The organism is Marinomonas posidonica IVIA-Po-181, assembly GCF_000214215.1.
Classification (GTDB): Bacteria; Pseudomonadota; Gammaproteobacteria; order Pseudomonadales; family Marinomonadaceae; genus Marinomonas; species Marinomonas posidonica.
In genome coordinates this window covers 535,033-553,534 of sequence record NC_015559.1, presented here as the reverse complement: position 1 = coordinate 553,534, position 18,502 = coordinate 535,033, and the positions used below count along the sequence as shown (strand labels likewise).

17 protein-coding genes are annotated in these 18,502 nt (G+C 39.3%); 1 reads left to right on the top strand and 16 read right to left on the bottom strand.

Annotation, left to right across the window (positions count from 1 at the left end; translation table 11 throughout):
- The first annotated feature begins 17 nt into the window (after window positions 1-17).
- Window positions 18-1,418: an undecaprenyl-phosphate glucose phosphotransferase gene (locus MAR181_RS02505; RefSeq protein WP_013795046.1), complete on the top strand. Its 1,401-nt coding sequence runs from the start codon at window positions 18-20 to the stop codon at window positions 1,416-1,418.
- A 10-nt stretch (window positions 1,419-1,428) separates the two neighbouring features.
- Here MAR181_RS02505 and MAR181_RS02500 read toward each other — a convergent pair whose 3' ends face one another.
- The 16 genes from MAR181_RS02500 to MAR181_RS02425 form a co-directional block, all read right to left on the bottom strand.
- Entirely contained in the window at window positions 1,429-2,352 is a 924-nt protein-coding gene (locus MAR181_RS02500; protein WP_013795045.1) for a glycosyltransferase family 2 protein, read from the bottom strand.
- A complete protein-coding gene (rfbD, locus tag MAR181_RS02495; RefSeq protein ID WP_013795044.1) occupies window positions 2,349-3,224 on the bottom strand; it encodes a dTDP-4-dehydrorhamnose reductase in 876 nt (291 codons plus the stop codon). Before rfbD ends, MAR181_RS02500 begins: the two co-directional genes overlap by 4 nt.
- Window positions 3,225-3,228: 4 nt before the next feature.
- Window positions 3,229-3,762 (bottom strand): dTDP-4-dehydrorhamnose 3,5-epimerase, encoded by a 534-nt coding sequence (gene rfbC / locus MAR181_RS02490; RefSeq protein ID WP_013795043.1) that lies wholly within the window; start codon window positions 3,760-3,762, stop codon window positions 3,229-3,231.
- 11 nt (window positions 3,763-3,773) lie between these two features.
- Window positions 3,774-4,655 carry a glucose-1-phosphate thymidylyltransferase RfbA gene (gene rfbA / locus MAR181_RS02485; RefSeq protein WP_013795042.1) on the bottom strand — a complete coding sequence of 294 codons (882 nt, stop codon included), beginning with the start codon at window positions 4,653-4,655 and terminating at the stop codon, window positions 3,774-3,776.
- A gap of 9 nt (window positions 4,656-4,664) precedes the next feature.
- Complete coding sequence (gene rfbB / locus MAR181_RS02480; RefSeq protein ID WP_013795041.1) at window positions 4,665-5,747, bottom strand: dTDP-glucose 4,6-dehydratase; 1,083 nt, start codon at window positions 5,745-5,747, stop codon at window positions 4,665-4,667.
- 30 nt (window positions 5,748-5,777) lie between these two features.
- Window positions 5,778-6,605: a glycosyltransferase family 2 protein gene (locus MAR181_RS02475; protein ID WP_013795040.1), complete on the bottom strand. Its 828-nt coding sequence runs from the start codon at window positions 6,603-6,605 to the stop codon at window positions 5,778-5,780.
- A 22-nt stretch (window positions 6,606-6,627) separates the two neighbouring features.
- Window positions 6,628-7,713 (bottom strand): EpsG family protein, encoded by a 1,086-nt coding sequence (locus MAR181_RS02470; RefSeq protein WP_013795039.1) that lies wholly within the window; start codon window positions 7,711-7,713, stop codon window positions 6,628-6,630.
- 21 nt (window positions 7,714-7,734) lie between these two features.
- A complete protein-coding gene (locus tag MAR181_RS02465; protein WP_013795038.1) occupies window positions 7,735-8,592 on the bottom strand; it encodes a glycosyltransferase family 2 protein in 858 nt (285 codons plus the stop codon).
- The gene (locus MAR181_RS02460; RefSeq protein ID WP_013795037.1) at window positions 8,585-9,838 is read right to left on the bottom strand and encodes a flippase; all 1,254 of its coding nucleotides are present in this window, start codon (window positions 9,836-9,838) and stop codon (window positions 8,585-8,587) included. The genes MAR181_RS02465 and MAR181_RS02460 overlap by 8 nt, the downstream gene beginning before the upstream one ends.
- Before the next feature lie 509 nt (window positions 9,839-10,347).
- A complete protein-coding gene (galE, locus tag MAR181_RS02455) occupies window positions 10,348-11,361 on the bottom strand; it encodes a UDP-glucose 4-epimerase GalE (protein ID WP_013795035.1) in 1,014 nt (337 codons plus the stop codon).
- 145 nt (window positions 11,362-11,506) lie between these two features.
- Complete coding sequence (locus MAR181_RS02450; RefSeq protein ID WP_013795034.1) at window positions 11,507-12,829, bottom strand: sugar transferase; 1,323 nt, start codon at window positions 12,827-12,829, stop codon at window positions 11,507-11,509.
- A 108-nt stretch (window positions 12,830-12,937) separates the two neighbouring features.
- Window positions 12,938-14,389 carry a phosphomannomutase gene (locus tag MAR181_RS02445; RefSeq protein WP_013795033.1) on the bottom strand — a complete coding sequence of 484 codons (1,452 nt, stop codon included), beginning with the start codon at window positions 14,387-14,389 and terminating at the stop codon, window positions 12,938-12,940.
- A 106-nt stretch (window positions 14,390-14,495) separates the two neighbouring features.
- The gene (locus MAR181_RS02440) at window positions 14,496-15,893 is read right to left on the bottom strand and encodes a mannose-1-phosphate guanylyltransferase/mannose-6-phosphate isomerase (RefSeq protein WP_013795032.1); all 1,398 of its coding nucleotides are present in this window, start codon (window positions 15,891-15,893) and stop codon (window positions 14,496-14,498) included.
- 10 nt (window positions 15,894-15,903) lie between these two features.
- Window positions 15,904-16,722, bottom strand: a complete 819-nt coding sequence (locus MAR181_RS02435) for a glycosyltransferase (protein ID WP_013795031.1) — start codon at window positions 16,720-16,722, stop codon at window positions 15,904-15,906.
- A complete protein-coding gene (locus MAR181_RS02430) occupies window positions 16,719-17,609 on the bottom strand; it encodes an alpha-1,2-fucosyltransferase (protein WP_013795030.1) in 891 nt (296 codons plus the stop codon). Before MAR181_RS02430 ends, MAR181_RS02435 begins: the two co-directional genes overlap by 4 nt.
- On the bottom strand, window positions 17,596-18,495 hold the full coding sequence (locus MAR181_RS02425) for a glycosyltransferase family 2 protein (RefSeq protein WP_013795029.1): 900 nt from the start codon (window positions 18,493-18,495) through the stop codon (window positions 17,596-17,598). The genes MAR181_RS02430 and MAR181_RS02425 overlap by 14 nt, the downstream gene beginning before the upstream one ends.
- Window positions 18,496-18,502 lie beyond the last annotated feature (7 nt).

Below are 18,502 nucleotides of genomic sequence, written 5' to 3'. Positions count from 1 at the left end.
ACTTAAGCGAGTAGTAAGTGAAAACAGGATTATCCTTAAAAGAACACAGCGCATCCATTGCCTTATCTCTTCGTACTCTAGATTTATTCTGTCTTATTGCAAGTGGACTTTTTAGTTATTGGTTACGCTTCTCAAATCTGCATCTAGACTCCACTTACCAGAGCGTTTTACTACTTGGAGTTTTAGTCGGCTTAATTTTACTGACGTATGCAGGTGCTTATCGTGCTTGGCGTGGTGCCTCTTTATCATCTGAAATGCGATGTGTGATTAGCGCAACTTTTGGCACCTTCTTATTTCTTGTTATCAGTGCATTTGCAACTCAAACATCTGTCTTATATTCGCGTATTTGGGTCGGTACATGGTTGATCACCTCCACCGTTATGATACTGGGTTATCGATTCAGTTTAAGAGCAGCTTTGGGAGCACTTCGTAAAAAGGGTTTTAACATTCGCCGAGTTATTATTATTGGTGATGGTGAGCTAGGGCAGGATGTAGCTAGCAAATTAATGCTAAGTCCAGAACTTGGTATGGAAATACAGGGCTTTATTACTGATAATCCAGATAAATACAAAAAAGCTTTAGTTAAAGAGTTACCTATTCTCGGCACTATAGAAAACATTGACCGAATTGTAAGCAAGCATCAAACCGACCAAGTATGGATAGCACTGCCCTTTAGTGAAGTAAAGCGAATGGAGAAAGTTCAGTCCGCCCTAGCGACCAGTGCTGTGACCATTCGCATGGTACCAGATATTTTTGGCTTTCAGCTACTAAACCATTCGCTTACAGAAGTGGCAGGTTTGCCTGTCATTAATTTATCTACTTCGCACATGCTTGAAGGTAAAAACCGCTTTCTAAAAGAAATAGAAGACAAGCTGTTATCAGCCATCATTATTTTAATGATTAGCCCTATCTTGTTGACATTGGCCATAGGGGTAAAGTTGTCTTCCCCAGGCCCAGTGTTCTATCGCCAAGAACGTGTAAGCTGGAATGGGCGAACTTTCAACATGCTCAAGTTTCGTTCTATGGCTGTTGACAGTGAAAAAGATGGGGTACAATGGGGGGGAGCTCAAACCATGTCGGTTACAAAGTTTGGCGCCTTCATTCGAAAAACCAGCCTAGACGAGCTACCTCAATTTATAAACGTACTAAAAGGCGATATGTCTATTGTGGGCCCACGCCCTGAACGCACCATGTTTGTAGAACAGTTTAAAAACGAAATACCTGGCTATATGCAAAAGCACACAGTAAAAGGAGGTATAACAGGATGGGCTCAGGTGAATGGTTGGCGTGGTGATACAGACTTAAAGAAACGAGTAGAACACGACCTTTACTATATAGAAAACTGGTCAATCTGGCTCGATATCAAGATCATTATCCTAACCTTTTGGAAGGGCTTCATTCATAAGAATGCGGCTTAATGTCCGTCGCTTACTCAGTACGATTCCAATAACTTTTGTACATTGACAAACGTTTCGACAAAGAAAGACCTAAGCATTGATGATTCTTTCCGATTTTATAACCAATAAACTTAGCAAAGGAAGTGAAAATAGACACGATTAGCCAGCGGTAATGTTTCTGCCTACAAATAAACTTCAATTGCCCTAGAGCAAATTTGATTCCCTCACCTTCGACAGAGCCGAGCTCTTTTATCATCCAAGACTGTGTTGAGTGAAAAACACCAATATCAAAATATCGTTGGAACTCTTCTATAACAGAATAATTATGAGAATGTCTGACTTCAGCGCCAGCTACGTATGCCACTTTTTTATCCGCCAGCAACGCTTTTGCAGCGACATAAGCATCTTCACCTAGTATTAAATGTTTAGGGAAACCACCAATTGAGCGTAAGAAATCAACACGATAAGCAGCAAAAGAATTAGACATAAAAGTCTTTCGAAAACCTACTGGATATTCATTATCTAGACTTGTTACATAACCATTCGATCTATAGCTATTGTATCGAGCATGTTGCGCTAATGGATTAGCATCTACATGAGGAAACTGACGGCCATAAGCACAAACAACGTCAGGCTCTATATCAAAAACAGAAAGTAAATTAGAAACGGCCTTCCTTCCCTCTAACAAAGCATCCTGAGTTAAAAACACCACGAATTCTGTATCTATATCTTCTAATGAATAAGATCGTGTACCACCGTGATCAAAGTCTTTTTGATCAATCTGATCCACCTCAAAACAAAAGCTATAAGCAATCTCACGAGAATTATCCGTAGATGACGAATCAATAACCTTAACTCTAAAGCTAGTTGGCAGCTGCTCTGCAAGACGACGAGCAGACTCTTCCCATAATTTTCCACCATTATAAGTAGGGACTACAACTGTGACATTCATCATTTCAGCTTATCTAATACAAAATTAAGGCTGCTGCTCCACGAAGGTGCCTGTACACCAAACCTACTTAGTGCTTTTGTAGACATCACAGAATACTCAGGGCGCTTAGCTGGTGTCGGATACTGATCAGAACTGATCGCTTTAAGTTGTGGGCGCTTAACAATTACACCCAACGCCTCAGCTTTAGCAAAGATGGTACGGGCAAAACCATGCCAACTGGTCGGTATATCTCCACAATAATGGTAAAGCCCCCAGGCAAATGGCTCACCCTGCTTATACTGTTCGCAAATTTGCAAAATAGCTTGAGCCAAATCACCAGCATAAGTTGGACAACCATACTGATCAGCCACAACACTCAGTTCATCTCTTTCTTTTGCTAAACGCATCATGGTTTGGACAAAATTATTGCCATATTCACTAAACACCCAAGCGGTACGTAAAATAATGTATTTTTCACACGCAACAGCAACAGCCTGCTCTCCAGCTAACTTAGAAGCGCCATATACCCCTTGCGGATTTGTTTTATCAAAAACTTGATAAGGCTCAACTGCAGCTCCATCAAACACGTAATCAGTTGACACATGGATTAGAGGTATATTTAACCGAGCAGCATACTTTGCCAATATTTCAGGCCCAGTAGCATTAACAAGAAAAACTTGCTCAGATTCAATTTCTGCTTTATCAACCCCTGTATAAGCTGCTGCATTAACGATAATGTCTGGTTGAATATCACTAACAACCGCACTAACCTCTTCAATGTTAGTTATATCCAACTCGGACGAAGCAAAAGCAAAAAGCTCATGGTTTGTGGGAAGAACGACATCTTGGAAGCAACGACCAAGCTGCCCATTTTTACCTGTAAGTAAAATTCGCATATTGTTATAAGTCTTTCAGTCTTAAAGCAAGTTCATCTTTATGAGATAAAATAGGCTCAATGCCTTCCGGCCAATCAATAGCCACATCGGGATCATTCCAAATAAGTGCCCCTTCGTCTGCTGGGTCGTAATAATCCGTACACTTATATTCAAAATCTGCAACATCAGACAAAACGACAAAACCATGTGCCAAACCAGGCGGAACCCAAAACTGACGTTTATTTTCTTCACTCAACAATACACCAGCCCATTGACCGAAAGTGGCAGAGCCTTTTCGTATATCTACTGCTACATCAAACACTTCACCTCGAACAACCCTTACTAATTTACCTTGAGGCTTAGATTTTTGAAAATGCAGCCCACGGAGCACATTCCTACCAGAGCGAGAATGATTATCCTGTACAAATGGAAGGTCAATTCCGACCTCTTCCTTGTAGCGTTCTGCTTGAAAAGTCTCTAAGAAAAAACCGCGTTCATCACCAAACACTTTTGGTTCAATAATAATTACATCATTAATGTTTGTTTTAATCACATTCATCATGCCTACCTTTAATAATCCCCATCAGCAACTTTCAACAGATATTGACCATATCCTGTTTTCTTTAATGCATTACCAGACTCGATCAGTTGCTCTTGAGTTATCCATTCTTGACGATAGGCAATTTCTTCTAAGCAAGCAATTTTAAAGCCTTGACGATGCTCTACAGTTTGAACAAACTGCCCAGCTTCCAGCAAAGAGTCGTGTGTTCCTGTATCCAGCCAAGCAAAGCCTCGGCCCAGTAAAGACACATGCAAATCACCACGATGCAGATACGCCAAGTTCACATCGGTAATTTCTAATTCGCCACGTACCGAAGGATGTATCTTCTTAGCAATCTCAACCACATCATTGTCGTAAAAATACAACCCTGTCACCGCATAGGGCGACTTAGGATTTTCTGGTTTTTCTTCAATGCTCACGGCTTTGCCCGCCTCATCAAAGGCCACCACACCAAAGCGCTCCGGATCAGAAACATGGTACCCAAACACGGTAGCACCTTTCTCAAGAGATGAAACTTGCTGTAATTTTTCAGAAAAATGTTGGCCGAAGAAAATATTATCACCCAATACCAGTGCCACATTGTCATCACCTATAAAATCTTCACCTATAATAAAGGCTTGAGCCAAACCATCTGGTGAAGGTTGAATAGCATAAGTTAACTCAACCCCAAATTGGCGACCATCACCCAATAAATGCTGAAAACTCGCTTGGTCTTCGGGTGTCGTAATGATCAACACCTCACGAATACCAGCCAACATAAGCACAGACAGCGGATAATAGATCATTGGCTTATCATAAATGGGCATCAGTTGTTTTGACGTGGCCAAGGTTAACGGATGCAGGCGCGTGCCGCTACCGCCCGCTAAAATAATGCCTTTACGTTTTGTCATACCCAGTCCTTATGCGTTTTCGCCAATACGATGTAATTGATAGTCACCGCTTAACACGCGCTGCCACCATTCTGGATTGTCTAAATACCATTGTACCGTTTTGCGCATGCCAGTCTCAAAGGTTTCTTCTGGCTCCCAGCCTAGATCATGGGCAATTTTATTGGCATCAATGGCATAACGTACGTCATGGCCCGGCCGATCCTTCACATAAGTGATCAAATCTTCATAGGCATTGACGCCCTGGGGTTTTGCAGGCACCAACTCTTCCAGCAAAGCACAAATCGTCTTCACCACTTCGATATTACGCTTCTCATTGTGGCCGCCAATATTGTAGGTTTCGCCTACTTTACCCTCGGTTGCCACTTTCACCAAAGCACGTGCGTGGTCTTCCACATACAACCAATCACGAATTTGCGAGCCGTCACCGTAGACAGGCAAATTCTTACCCGACAAAGCATTCAAAATCACATGGGGAATGAGCTTTTCAGGAAAGTGATAAGGGCCATAGTTATTCGAGCAATTAGTCACAACTGTCGGCAGGCCATAAGTACGTAACCAAGCACGAACCAAATGGTCTGAACTAGCCTTACTGGCAGAATAAGGCGAACTCGGTGCATAAGGCGTGGTTTCGGTAAACAGAGGCAACTCATCTTCTACCTCATCGGGATGTGGTAAATCCCCATACACTTCATCGGTAGAAATATGATGAAAGCGAAATGTAGATTTTTTATCGCCAGACAGCCTCATCCAATACTTGCGGCTCGCTTCCAATAAAGTATACGTACCCACCACATTGGTCTGGATAAAATCACCAGGGCCATCGATAGAACGATCAACATGACTCTCCGCCGCTAGGTGCATGACCACATCCGGCTGATGAATGTTGAACACTTTATCCAACGCAACAGCATCGCAAATATCCACCTGTTCAAAAGAATAATGCTCATTCTGCAACGACTCAGGAATAGACTCTAAATTACCTGCATAGGTTAGTTTGTCTAGGTTAACAACATAATGCTGAGTGTGGCTCTGCAAATAACGAACCACTGCACTACCAATAAAACCGGCACCACCGGTGACTAAGATTTTCATAATCACTCTCTATAACCAATAAAATACTTATTAAAATAAATTCTTTAAAATAATATGAATCTTTTTGCCCAAAAAATAACAAAAATTTAAATTTGGCTGAACCACTTTTGCCTGATTCCAAGCCTTAAAAAAGGCCTCTGGAGATAATAAATAGTTAAAAGAACGCTTTAGTAAATGACAAAATGAATTTTTCTTCGCCCCAATAGAATTGCTAGTGTGCTGACGATATTGAATTAAAGGCTCATCAATAAACTCAACAACGCCTTGATGCTTAATCACCATAGCCGCTATCCACCAGTCATGCATCACTGCGAAGGGCAATATAGGCTGCGACACAGCAATAGCTTGCCGATTCATCATCATGGTACAACCTGTCACAGAGCCCTTTGCCAATATCTGCAACAAACTCTTGATGGATTTGTCTAAACCCTGGTACTCAAACATAGACGGCGCAATGGTAAATAAGGACTCATCAACCACTTCCAGATCAGTGTGAACCACAACCGGCGAACTAGGATACTTACTTTCTAACGCTTGCATCTTATTAAAAGACTTTTCTATCTTGTCAGGTAACCAGACGTCATCCTGATCACAAAACATCACATACTCAGCGACGGAGGACGCCAGCAAATGGGTAAAGTTATCACACGGGTTCCCAAAAGTTAAACCATCTTCTAATATTTCAATAATATCTGGATGGTTGAGCTGATAGGCACGAAGTATATCAAGCGTCTGATCGTTTGAACCATCATCATGGGCAATTAATGTCCAACGTCTACAGGTTTGAGCCAGCAAAGAGTCGAGTTGGGCTTCTAGGTACTTAGCACCATTGTAGGTCGCCAATAGAATTTGAATCATTTAAGTCTCATTTCACAAGAATTTAGAAAAAGTAAGTGTGTAAAAGCCCAAGATTTCTATCACTGATAATCCCCTTAAAATAGTAATAATAAAAGAAGTAACCACTGAGGAAAACACAATATATACCTAATGCCAAACGAGGTTTCACAGAAAAACGCGTTAACGTCTCATAAAAAATCGGAGCAACAAAAACTAGGGAATAGCGAAATATTTCACTAAACCGGTTCTGCAACGCTTGAGACTCATATAAAGCGACAAGACAAAGAAAGGATAAAAAAAGCATATTAAACGAAATCAATTCGAATTCGCTAAGCTTCTTTTTAAATAAGAAATACCCAACCAAAGAAGCAAAAAAAAGAGTCCCAAAAACAATAGAGTAAGGATGACTCATCTGAGAATATTTTACATAAGAGACAAGCTTGTTCACGCCGATGAAGGAAGAATCTAAATGTTGGGTAACAACTAATAAAAAGCCCAATATACCATGACCTAGAAAGAAAAGTGCCAAAAAGAAAAACGTAAGTGCTATTATAAATAAAATTGAAATATGACTTCGAAAAAACGGCATGATCAAAAGAACAATTAAGGAATAATGAAAAAGCAGTGTGCTTAGCAATATTACTGTAAAAAAACCAATAAAATGATTTTTAGACAACAAGTAAATTCCCCAATAAGCAACAGCGATACCTAAACTGACGCGAATTACGGTACCGTCTAAGTATAAAAAGAAAAAAGCGAAAAACAAAGATAGCGACAACACAGGCATTCTACTAACTCTTTCGATTAAAGCAAGCTTGATAGAAAAAGATAAGAAAGCGTAAATAAAAAATAAGAAAAAAACATTAAAAGGACTAGCAATTTTCGAAAGCATTAAAAAAAACAATTCGTAACCTAACATTTCATTTAAAACTGAACCAAATCCAGTTCCTGAATAATCAGCATAAATATTATGGTAAGCAGATGAATCATGAGATAGATATGCTGAAAAAACACTAGAGAAACAGCAAACAAAAAAGATAAATAATAACTTATTAATTCTATTTAATGAATACAAATACACAGCAAAAAACATATATAAATATGAAAACAAAGAAAAAATAAATGCCATAAAATTAGATAACCTTAAAATTTATAACTGACCAAACCTGTTAAAAAAGAAATGCCACCCCCCCTTAACAGTAAAAAAAACTTTTCTAAACTTATCAGTCTCAAATAGAATAACCTTTAAAACCTCAATCAATAACTTCCAAAGCTCCTTAAAGCAAAAAAAAGGAAACCTTGAGCCATATCTAAAAATAAGATCAAGCCGATTCCTTGAAATATAATAACGTCGCATGGCACTGTGATTGGTATAGTAAACTTTTTTACCAAAAAGAGATATAAACTCGATATCACCCAGATTATGTTCTAAAAAAATTTCTTTATGTAAAATTATCTTAAAACCATTAACCTTCAATCTCAGGCAATATTCGTGATCAACGCAGTCTATAAAATATTTTTCTAAGAACCCCCCGACAGACTGAAATGCCTCAAGGTAAATTAAATTACCCGACGTCATCACACTATCTACTTCAATAGTCAATATATCGCCTTTAACGACAGGGACGGCAGTATTAATGGTTTTATGAACAGGTGACAAGACACCTATTTTATGATCTTCTGGTAGAGAATACGCAAAAGTGACCAATGTCTGCAATGACGCTTCATCAAAACGGCTATCTTGATCCATGGTTAATAACCATGACGCGCGGTGGCTTATTGCCTCCTTAGCCCCCCTATTCAGAGCTGAGGCGATCCCTAGATTCGATTTATTATCGATGTAGACAGTGCTGGGATGGTTTTTAATCTTATCAATAAGCAATAGATTTTTTTGTTCTGAATTATCGACAACATACAGTAAACCAACATAATCGATATACGAGGCGATATTAGCCCACACAGAGCTATCAGGATTATATAAAACAACGACACCATCGGGTTTATGCATGCACCCAGTCCTTGTAAACTAGAACAAAAAAAGCTAAAACGACAAACACTTCGGTTACCAATAGGGCTATTACCGTACCTTGATAAGAATATAGATACGTCAAACTAAAGCACAAAACCAAGCTCAATATCGCAGCAAGCAGTAAAACATAAAAAAAGAGTTTTTCACGACCTGTATTTAATAGGATCTGAGTGCCAAAAATATTATTAAGAAAAATAAGCAAGGGAATAATCAACATAACTTTCAACGCCCAAGCACTTTCCTGTAACTCATCACCATACAAAAGAGCGATAACATAATCCGATAAAAAATAACCAATACCAAACACGCAAAGATAAAAAGTACTGCCTAGGTAAGCAATGTTCTTTAACTTTTTAATCGCCAGTGCCTTGTCTTTTTTCATTTTATTGGCAATTAAAGGAAATAATGCGCCCGTTATAGGTGTCTGTGCTAACGCCAAAGCGCGCATAATTTTCTCAGCAGCAACATAGTACCCAACGGCAATAGGACCAGTCATAGCCCCCAACATCACAACATTCGTAGAACTAAACAGGGTAATTTTCATCTGAGATAAAAAAACGTACCAACCATCAATGATATTTTTCCTAACCAATGACCAAGGAACAAGCACAAACGATACACCATGTTGATGGTGAATTAAATACAAAGCATAAGATGAAGAAAAAAAGAACCCTAAAGCCGTTAAAATAGGCACTAAAAGATAATCCTCAGGCCCTTGAACAAAAGCAAAAATACCAACAGTAAATAATATTTTTGATAGAACACTTAAATACGTAATATATTTCATTTTTTCCATACCCTGGAAAAACCAGGTAGGAAAAAAAGATTGCCAAACAATGGCAAAAAACGAGAAAAGGTATAGTGGCCAATTTTTAATATAAGTAGGAAAAAAAAAGAAAACAGCCATTAAAATCAAAAAACTCACACCAATTAAAACAGCTTTAATAAAAAAAACACAAGTATATATTTCCTTCACCCTATGAATATCAGACCGATTAATTGAAATATCTCTTGTCGCCGTCAAATTAAAACCATAATCGGTCAAAACAAAAAAGTAATACATTAAAGCGGTTGCAAAGGCTAGTTTTCCGAATAACTCTACCCCCAGCACTCGAACTAAAAAAGGCACAGTCAACAGAGGAAGAAAGGAATTCACAGCTTGCATTAGGGCAAGAAAGGAAGCGTTTGCTAAAAAAGTCTTATTTTCAGTTTTCGCAAAAGACATACGGCCCGCATTTCATCAAAAAGTTCTAGAATATTTCAAGTCAAAGCAATGGAGTCAAAGCAATGAAGAGCAACCAGATAAGTTGAGGTTAAAAAGCACAATAGCATGCATTATAACCATGGCCATAGGCTTTTGGACAGTAAACCCGCAAAACAAATGTATCTAACGCCCATAACGATCACTGAATCGCACTATGTCATCTTCGCCTAAATAGCGGTCAGACTGCACTTAGGTGATTTCTATGGCATATGTAAAAAAGACATATTTTTATCTTCTATGGATAAATAATTTCATTAAATATCAGTTAGATCGAATTATAACCAAAGTGTGAAAACGACTTATTCGCAGTATCCATAGATAGTTCAGCTGAGTTTTCCAGATCATAAGCAACAGAAAGACAAAAAATCTCACCACAAAAAACTTTCACATCAAATCGTAGGCTGGATGAATCGAGGTACGATAATGCAAACCGGCGATGAAAGATTAGTTGAGGCATGATCCAAGGCCTGCTATACGTCAAACCCATTGGGGTTATTCGACTGCCAACGCCATGAATCTTCGCACATACGCGTCAAATCAAACTCCGCCTGCCAACCCAAAAACGTTTTGGCGTATTCCGGATCGGCATAACACGTGGCAATGTCCCCTGGACGACGCTCCACCACCTTATACGCGATCGCTTGATGAGACACCGCTTCAAATGCTTTCACCATTTCCAAGACAGAATAACCGCTCCCTGCCCCCAAATTCACCACGAAATGCCCTGCGCCAGTCAATACCTTATCTAGCGCACACACATGACCGCGCGCCAAATCCACCACGTGAATATAATCACGCACGCCCGTACCATCGACCGTATCATAGTCATCGCCAAACACACTCAAACACGCCAACTTACCCACCGCCACTTGACTAATAAAGGGCAACAAATTGTTCGGAATGCCTTTAGGATCTTCCCCAATCAAACCCGACTCATGGGCCCCAATCGGATTAAAATAGCGCAAAGTCGCAATATTCCACTGCGCATTCACCTTAGCCACATCCGTCAGAATATTCTCCACCATCAACTTACTCGCCCCATAAGGATTCGATGTCGACGTCGGAAAATCCTCACGAATTGGCACAGACTTAGGCAAACCATACACAGTCGCAGACGAACTAAAAATCAGATTGCGCAAGCCTACACGCTCCATCGCCTTAATCAAATTCAGCGTACCAGAGACATTATTTTCGTAATACCACAACGGCTTCTGAACCGACTCACCCACCGCCTTCAAACCAGCAAAATGCATCACCGCCGCAAAAGAATACTGCTTAAACACACCATCCAAAAAAGCAGAATCCAGAATATCCCCTTCCATAAACACAGGACGCTTGCCGGTAATCGACTCAATACGGTCTAACACAACCAACTTACTGTTCGACAAATTATCGATGATAACCGGCTCAAAACCCGCCTTAATCAACTCAACACACGTATGCGAACCAATGTAACCCGCACCACCCGTCACTAAAACAAACATCCAACACTCCCTATAAACAAAAAACCAAACATAATCAAATCCCCTACAAACAAACCCTTTGGCCGGATAAATCGAGGAAAGAAGATGGTATACGGCGATGAGGTATTAAATCGAGGCACGAGGCGTTGTATGATGCCCAACTTACCTATAACCCTTTTCGTCCCAACACGACCAATACAGTGCGAATAAGGGTTTCGATTTCAAGCCAGATGCTCCAGTGTTTAATATAATACAGGTCATACATTAGTTTTTGACGAGCGTCCTCTGTATTCGCACCATAAGGGTACAAGACCTGTGCCCAACCGGTAATACCGGGGCTTACAAGGTGTCGCTCATTATAATAAGGTATTTCCTCCTCAAGCTTATCGGTGAAAATCTTACGCTCTGGTCTTGGTCCAACAAAATGCAAATCACCTTTAAGGACACTCCATAACTGCGGTAGCTCATCAATACGTGTTTTGCGCATGAAGGCACCAAAATAATAAGCCCTAGGATCATCCTCTTGGGCAAATTGAGCACCATCTTTTTCCGCGTCTACATGCATAGAACGAAATTTGTAGATGACATGCTCTTTTCCTGAACGCGCCACTCTCGCTTGTGAGAAAATAATTGGGCCAGGTGACTCTCGACGGATTTTTATCGCTGCATACACCATAACCGGAAGAGTAATTAAACCCAATGACAGTGCCGCACTCACATCAAAAACTCTCTTCAAAAAATAATTTAATCGATTATAAGCACTAATTCGCTCTAAATAAGCCAAATCAGTCGAGTCATACGGGATGTAACATTTACGAAGAAATGTCTCCATGAAATGGTTTAGGGTGATTAATCTAACGCCTTTAAGGTCAAGATTGGTTAGCTCTTGAATCAGCTTATAGTCAGCGGTCTTAGATAAATTCATGAGTAGATAATCTGCAGTCAGACTTGACATTTGTTCCTTCAAATCAGCAGCATTGATTGAGTCTAAACTCTCCAGCCTGATATTCTGCCGCTCTAGCCTAGCTTTTTCGAAATTAGTAAATTCGTAACCATTACCCAAAACGACAACATTCGTTAAATTACTTCGAATAACACTGTTAAGAAAAAGCTTCATAGCAAGCAATACCATAGGAGTAAGAAAAATCCAAGTCAGTATCACAGAACGAGCATAGCTGAAGACAGTCAAGTTCAGGTAAGCAATGACAGTTAGCAAGAGGACGCTAAACGCCCATGTTTTAAAGACAATCTCAATCTTTTTGGCAATCGACCGTTCAACGTATCGACTGTAACCACCTAACAATTGAGTAAATACAAGAAAAAATAAGCTTGCCATGATGCCAAGCCAAGTATATTGCATGTTCCATAGTTGAACACCAAAGAACAAATGCACCAGCGATAACATTAGGAAGGGAATACATAAATCTACAAGTCGGTACGACCATAGAACACGAATTGACTTGTAGCGGGGAATGTCTTTTTCTGTCACACCAAACCTACTTAGAACTCTTGAAAATAAATAATTATACATTAAATATGAATTTAAAAACGAAGTGCCAGTGTAAGTAATACATACCTCAAAGACAATGCTCACACTTTATCTTGCTTGAACATATTTCAAAGCCAGCTTAACAATCTGCTTAGAACGGTTCATTTCTGATGATTCTGCATAACAGCGTAACTCTGGGGCATTGCCAGAGGGTCTAAGATGGACGATTTCATGGTTGCTTAGGTGAATACGCAGACCATCGGTCTCATCAATGCTATCAATTATGGGTGCCATAACGCCAGTTGCTTCTACAAAGCACTGCATCTTCTGACTATCCTCCTTTAGCTGTTTAATTAACGCCTGACTAAATTCGGTTTGTACCTGTTGAATACGGTCACTGTATGTATAACGAATAGGCAAACCGTCTACCAACTGGCTAATTGCTAAACCATCATGGGCTGACTGACAAAGGACAGCCAGAATAGGTAGTACAGCATCACGGGTAGGCAAGGCATTTAGCATGCCTAGCCCACACGCCATATCATTACCCACTAAAAAACCGCCGTTGGCTTCGTAGCCAACAATCTTGGCGCTATCCGTTGACTCACTAGCTTGTAACGCTAACGTTTGCATTGCTTCTATAACATAAGGAGAGCCAATCCGCGTTCGTTGAGTAAACATATTAGGATTAGCCAGCTCCAAGGCGGTATTAGCATTCACGGGTGTAGCGACATGGGTAGCATGTAAGAAGCGCGCAACCAAAATACCCACGACATCGCCTCGCAACCAAAGGCCATTTTCGTCGCTGATTAAAGGACGATCCGCATCCCCATCGGTTGAAACAATGGCGTCTAACGTCCACTCTTTTGACCAAACATAGGCTTTTAGCTGATCGGCTTCTGAAACGGCTTCCGTATCAATCGGCACAAAAGACTCGGTACGATCCAGACTAATTACCTCTGCACCCAGTTGTCTCAATATAGACGTAATAAGGTTACGACCAACACCAGAGTGTTCATATAAACCGATGCGCTTGCCCTTTAATACAGTAGATAAAAACAAATCCGTATAACGTTTTTGATATAAAAAACTAGCGACTAAATCTATTTGCGGCAACGCATCCAAACAAAAGTCGCTACTGCGTTCGATTACTGGCGCATTTTGAATGCTAAGCTCATCAGCTTTGGTAATTTCACCGGTCTCGGTGTAAAACTTAAAGCCGTTACGATCAAAGGGGATATGACTCCCCGTAATCATGATACTTGGCATGGCGTTTTGCATGGCAAAATACGCCAATGCCGGGGTAGGTAAGGCACCACAATAAACAACATCTATATTTAAATCTTGGGCGGCTTTTATCATAGCGCAAGCAATGCCTGGGCTACTGGGGCGTAAATCGATAGCGACAGCCACCTGCGTGGCGTTTGAACATATTTGTTGCAAGAACGCTTGCGCATAGGCATAGCACAATTTAGGTGTTAGGTTTTCAACTAACGCTCGTACACCACTGGTACCAAAAGCCACGTTTTGTTCTGTGCTGAGTTCTTTCAGGGTTGTCATAACCAATACACTCTATTTATCTCTTTACATATTTAATAAAAAGAACAAAAAAAAACAAAAAACGAGGTACAGACCTCGTTTTGTTTAAAATCATATTCGTAATGACTTAGCGCCCATAACGATCGCTAAAACGCACAATGTCATCTTCCCCTAAATAGCTTCCAGATTGAACCTCTATCAGTTCTAGTGGGATTTTACCTGGGTTTTCTAGAGCATGAACCACGCCAACAGGAATATAGGTTGATTCATTTTCAGTTAATAATATTTCATTATCACCGTTCTGTATTTTGGCTGTACCGGATACGACCACCCAGTGTTCGGCACGATGGTGGTGCATTTGCACACTTAACTTCTCACCGGGTTTGACCATAATACGTTTAACCTGATGACGATCACCAAGATCAACCGTTTGATAAGTGCCCCAAGGGCGATGCACTGTGGTGTGGTGCATGTGTTCTTGGCGTCCTTCAGCCTTGATACGACTAACGATTTTTTTCACATCTTGTGACTGGTCTTTGTCCATGATCAACACCGCATCGGCAGTTTCAATCACTACTAGGTTATTCACACCAACGGTCGCCACCAAACGAGATTCTGAACGAATCAAGGAATGTGTAGTCGATTCTGCCATGACATCACCAACAAGCACATTGTGGTTACTGTCTTTTTCGCTGTAATCGTGCAAAGCATCCCAGGCACCAATGTCGCTCCAATCGCCATCATAAAGCACTACTTTGGCGTTTTGTGTTGGCTCCATAACCGCATAGTCAATGGATTCGCTTGAGCATGAGGTAAACGCCTCTGTACCAATACGAATAAAATCCAAATCTTCGGTACGATCACCATAAGCAGATTCTACCGCCGCATACATAGCTGGACGGTGCTGTTTAAGTTCAGCAAGGTATTGACTAGCTTTAAACAGAAACATACCGCTGTTCCAAAGATAGTTCCCACTTGCTAAATAAGATTGCGCTGTTGCTAGGTCTGGCTTTTCAACAAATTTTTCTACGCAAGCATCTTGTCCCTCTTTGATGTAGCCATAGCCAGTTTCAGCGCGCGTTGGTTTAATACCAAAGGTCACTAACCCGCCAGCTTCTGCTAATACCTTGGCGTGTTCAATGGCTTTTTCAAACGCTGCCGTATCACGAATCACATGATCGGCAGGAAGAACCAACATCAAGGCGTCTTCGTGATCTGATTGCACTACTTCAAATGCGGCTAATGCCACTGCTGGTGCGGTGTTTCGGCCTACTGGCTCTAACATCACCTTGGCTCCTACAACTCCCATATCCTGAAGCTGCTGTGCAATTAGAAAACGATGATCGTCATTACACACCACAAGCGGCGATTGAATATGTAAATGATTCGTTCTCGCTAGGGTTTGTTGCAACAAAGAGGACAAAGAACTTGTGAGACTCAAACATTGCTTAGGAAAGTGTTCACGGGATAAAGGCCAAAGACGACTACCAACACCACCAGATAAAATGACAGGAAAGAATTTCATATAAAACAACCTATCTTCGAAGAAAATACTTATAGATTAAAGAGAAAAAGCCAAGAGGTAAAAACCTAGGTAAAACCCTCATAAAAAAAAGTTTAACAAAATCAAAATTACTTATAAAACCAAGTTTTTTTATGGCATTAATAAATTTTAATTCACTATAGGCATATTTGATTCCAGATCGCCTTGATAGTAGGCCAGTCCCACCTCTCATATTAACAAGAACTTCATCAACATTGTGGAACCTCTTCCCTGTTGAAAGCATTCTAATCCATAAATAGTAGTCTTCTAACCAGAGCATATGCAAATACCCACCAGAATCGATCACACTAGACTTACGAAAGACTACTGAAGGATGATTGACTGGTGATCTTTTTTTTGCAAAACAAGCTATATCGTGATGAAACAGTGGAACCCTTCTAAATGATACAGTGTTATTTTCATTACCAACAAACTCTGATATGTGGCTACCTACAAGATCAACTCCTAAAGCGTCTAACAATGGTACTTGTTTTAAGAACCTTTCTGGTAGAGATATGTCATCTGTATCCATCCTTGCAACAATATCATACTTACAGAGTTTAAGACCTTTATTTAAAGCTTGGCCTAGTCCAACATTGACGCTTAATGGTACAACTAGCAATACATCATTAAGGACTCCCCTCCAAACATCAATGGCATCAATCAATTCATAAGGAACCGGTCCATCAATCACTAGCACTATTTGACTAGGTTTTAATATTTGTTCGTTCCAAATACTTTTCATTGCCCGATGGAAGAAATTAGGATTTTCATTTTTATATATAGACATTAAAACAGTAAAATCGATCATTTTAATATCCAAGAAGAAGGGATAAGATCAATCGTATTCATTTTATCAGTAACAAACCAGTTTTTGGGGGCAATGATTTTCTTATTCTGAGAAGGGTTCAACCAAGCCCCCCACCAACTAAAAGAACTATTTGCAATAATATGATGATCACACATTGACATTAATCTCATATCATTAAAACTCTTTACTCCGCGATTATGCTGAATCACACTAACATCGGAAAACCTTGTCGCAATATTTTCACTCACCCATTCGGGATCATCTGAAAAAATAAATAATCTGGATTCGCCTATTTTCTCCTGTAAAAATTCTATAGCCTTTAAATAATAATCAAGTGAACAGTGACCATGAATAGCTTTGGCCTTTAAATTAGTGAGATAGTCTCCTCTTCTAACATGGATGCTAATGGAATGGCCACTCTGAATATCATTTGCTATTGAAATATTGGTTTCATCATCCATATTAACAAAGCAAAAATCTTTCAAAATTTGAGATTTGTGATTTAAAAAATACTTCTCAGTTTGCCAATATCCCTGAAGAAAACCAGAATCTTTAATATAAGAAAACAGAGATGAATTATAATTGAAACTATTTTCCGGAAAAAAATTCTGAAATTTTAGATTATTTAATGGTTTTTTAGAAAAAATTTTACGCAGTATTGGTTTAGAAAGAAAGAAACCTAAGTTTTTTTGCATGTCATTTTCTGTTGCAAACTCTAAGTCCAATCCAAAGACTCGATTTAGCTCATATCCATTGTGAACAGTCTGGCTAGCTAACGATCCATACACCACTTTTAATGGTAGATTTAACTCAATAGATAATGATCTAGCACATGCATATTGAAACATTTGATTGCCTAGCCCACCAGATAAATCAACAATTATCATCAAAAGCCTTCTTTACTTTTTCTTTTGAAATAGGGTAGAAACCGAATCGATTTAAAATGAAACTAATATTTCTAGTAAATAGCCTCATAAAAGACCAGCCTACAGTATCTACAAGGTGTAAAACATGCCATTTAGAAAGCCAAGGTGACTTAATTGAATACTTTTCAGCCAAGTAAATCAATTCTTTTTTCCAAATGGATCCAATATCATCACCCAATGAACTTGTAAGAGAATTACCTCTATCAACATAAGAGCAAATTTGTATATCCTTACAAAAAATCCACTTTATTTTATTACGAAAAAGACCAAAATACTCATCTACATCTAACAGCCATTTTAGATTTTTGTCAAAAGTTGGCTGTAAGTCTTTACGAATAATCAAAGATGCAGTTGGGCCAACTACATTCCTTCTAAATAAATATGTAGGAAAAAATTTTATAACAAAAATTCTAATCCACGTTGGTATGTGCCTTGTAATCAATCTCTTTGATTTATTCATCAAGAAACAATCCAAAAGAATCAAATCAACACCTGGATTAGTCTCTATTTTTTTTAAAACTTCTACTACAAAATCATCTGATAGAGGGAATTCATCATGATGAATAAGTATAAAGTATTTACCTCTGGAGTTACCAATCAATTGATTCCAATTATCACTAGGCCCAAGCTCTGGGTAGTAGTGTTTATAAGTGATCTCCTTAATATTATTTTTGTAATACTCAAATTCCTTTTTTACATCACTCTCAAAACTTGAATTATCATAAATTACTACCTCAAACTTATCTTTTACATCATCATTAGCCTCAGATATTTGACTCAAAATTTTATGAATACCTTCAGGGTAATTATAAGCTGGAAGAAGTATGCTTAAAACTATATCATTCACATTAATA

Coding starts and splice junctions, on each gene's coding strand:
- rfbB (WP_013795041.1), bottom strand. CDS start 5,747: ATGAAAATCTTAGTCACCGGTGGTGCCGGTTTTATTGGTAGTGCAGTG.
- MAR181_RS02445 (WP_013795033.1), bottom strand. CDS start 14,389: ATGACAACCCTGAAAGAACTCAGCACAGAACAAAACGTGGCTTTTGGT.
- MAR181_RS02470 (WP_013795039.1), bottom strand. CDS start 7,713: ATGGCATTTATTTTTTCTTTGTTTTCATATTTATATATGTTTTTTGCT.
- MAR181_RS02440 (WP_013795032.1), bottom strand. CDS start 15,893: ATGAAATTCTTTCCTGTCATTTTATCTGGTGGTGTTGGTAGTCGTCTT.
- galE (WP_013795035.1), bottom strand. CDS start 11,361: ATGTTTGTTTTAGTGACGGGTGGTGCGGGTTACATTGGTTCGCATACG.
- MAR181_RS02460 (WP_013795037.1), bottom strand. CDS start 9,838: ATGTCTTTTGCGAAAACTGAAAATAAGACTTTTTTAGCAAACGCTTCC.
- MAR181_RS02500 (WP_013795045.1), bottom strand. CDS start 2,352: ATGATGAATGTCACAGTTGTAGTCCCTACTTATAATGGTGGAAAATTA.
- rfbA (WP_013795042.1), bottom strand. CDS start 4,655: ATGACAAAACGTAAAGGCATTATTTTAGCGGGCGGTAGCGGCACGCGC.
- MAR181_RS02475 (WP_013795040.1), bottom strand. CDS start 6,605: ATGATTCAAATTCTATTGGCGACCTACAATGGTGCTAAGTACCTAGAA.
- MAR181_RS02465 (WP_013795038.1), bottom strand. CDS start 8,592: ATGCATAAACCCGATGGTGTCGTTGTTTTATATAATCCTGATAGCTCT.
- MAR181_RS02435 (WP_013795031.1), bottom strand. CDS start 16,722: ATGATCGATTTTACTGTTTTAATGTCTATATATAAAAATGAAAATCCT.
- rfbD (WP_013795044.1), bottom strand. CDS start 3,224: ATGCGAATTTTACTTACAGGTAAAAATGGGCAGCTTGGTCGTTGCTTC.
- MAR181_RS02430 (WP_013795030.1), bottom strand. CDS start 17,609: ATGATAATTGTTGATTTATCTGGTGGGCTAGGCAATCAAATGTTTCAA.
- rfbC (WP_013795043.1), bottom strand. CDS start 3,762: ATGAATGTGATTAAAACAAACATTAATGATGTAATTATTATTGAACCA.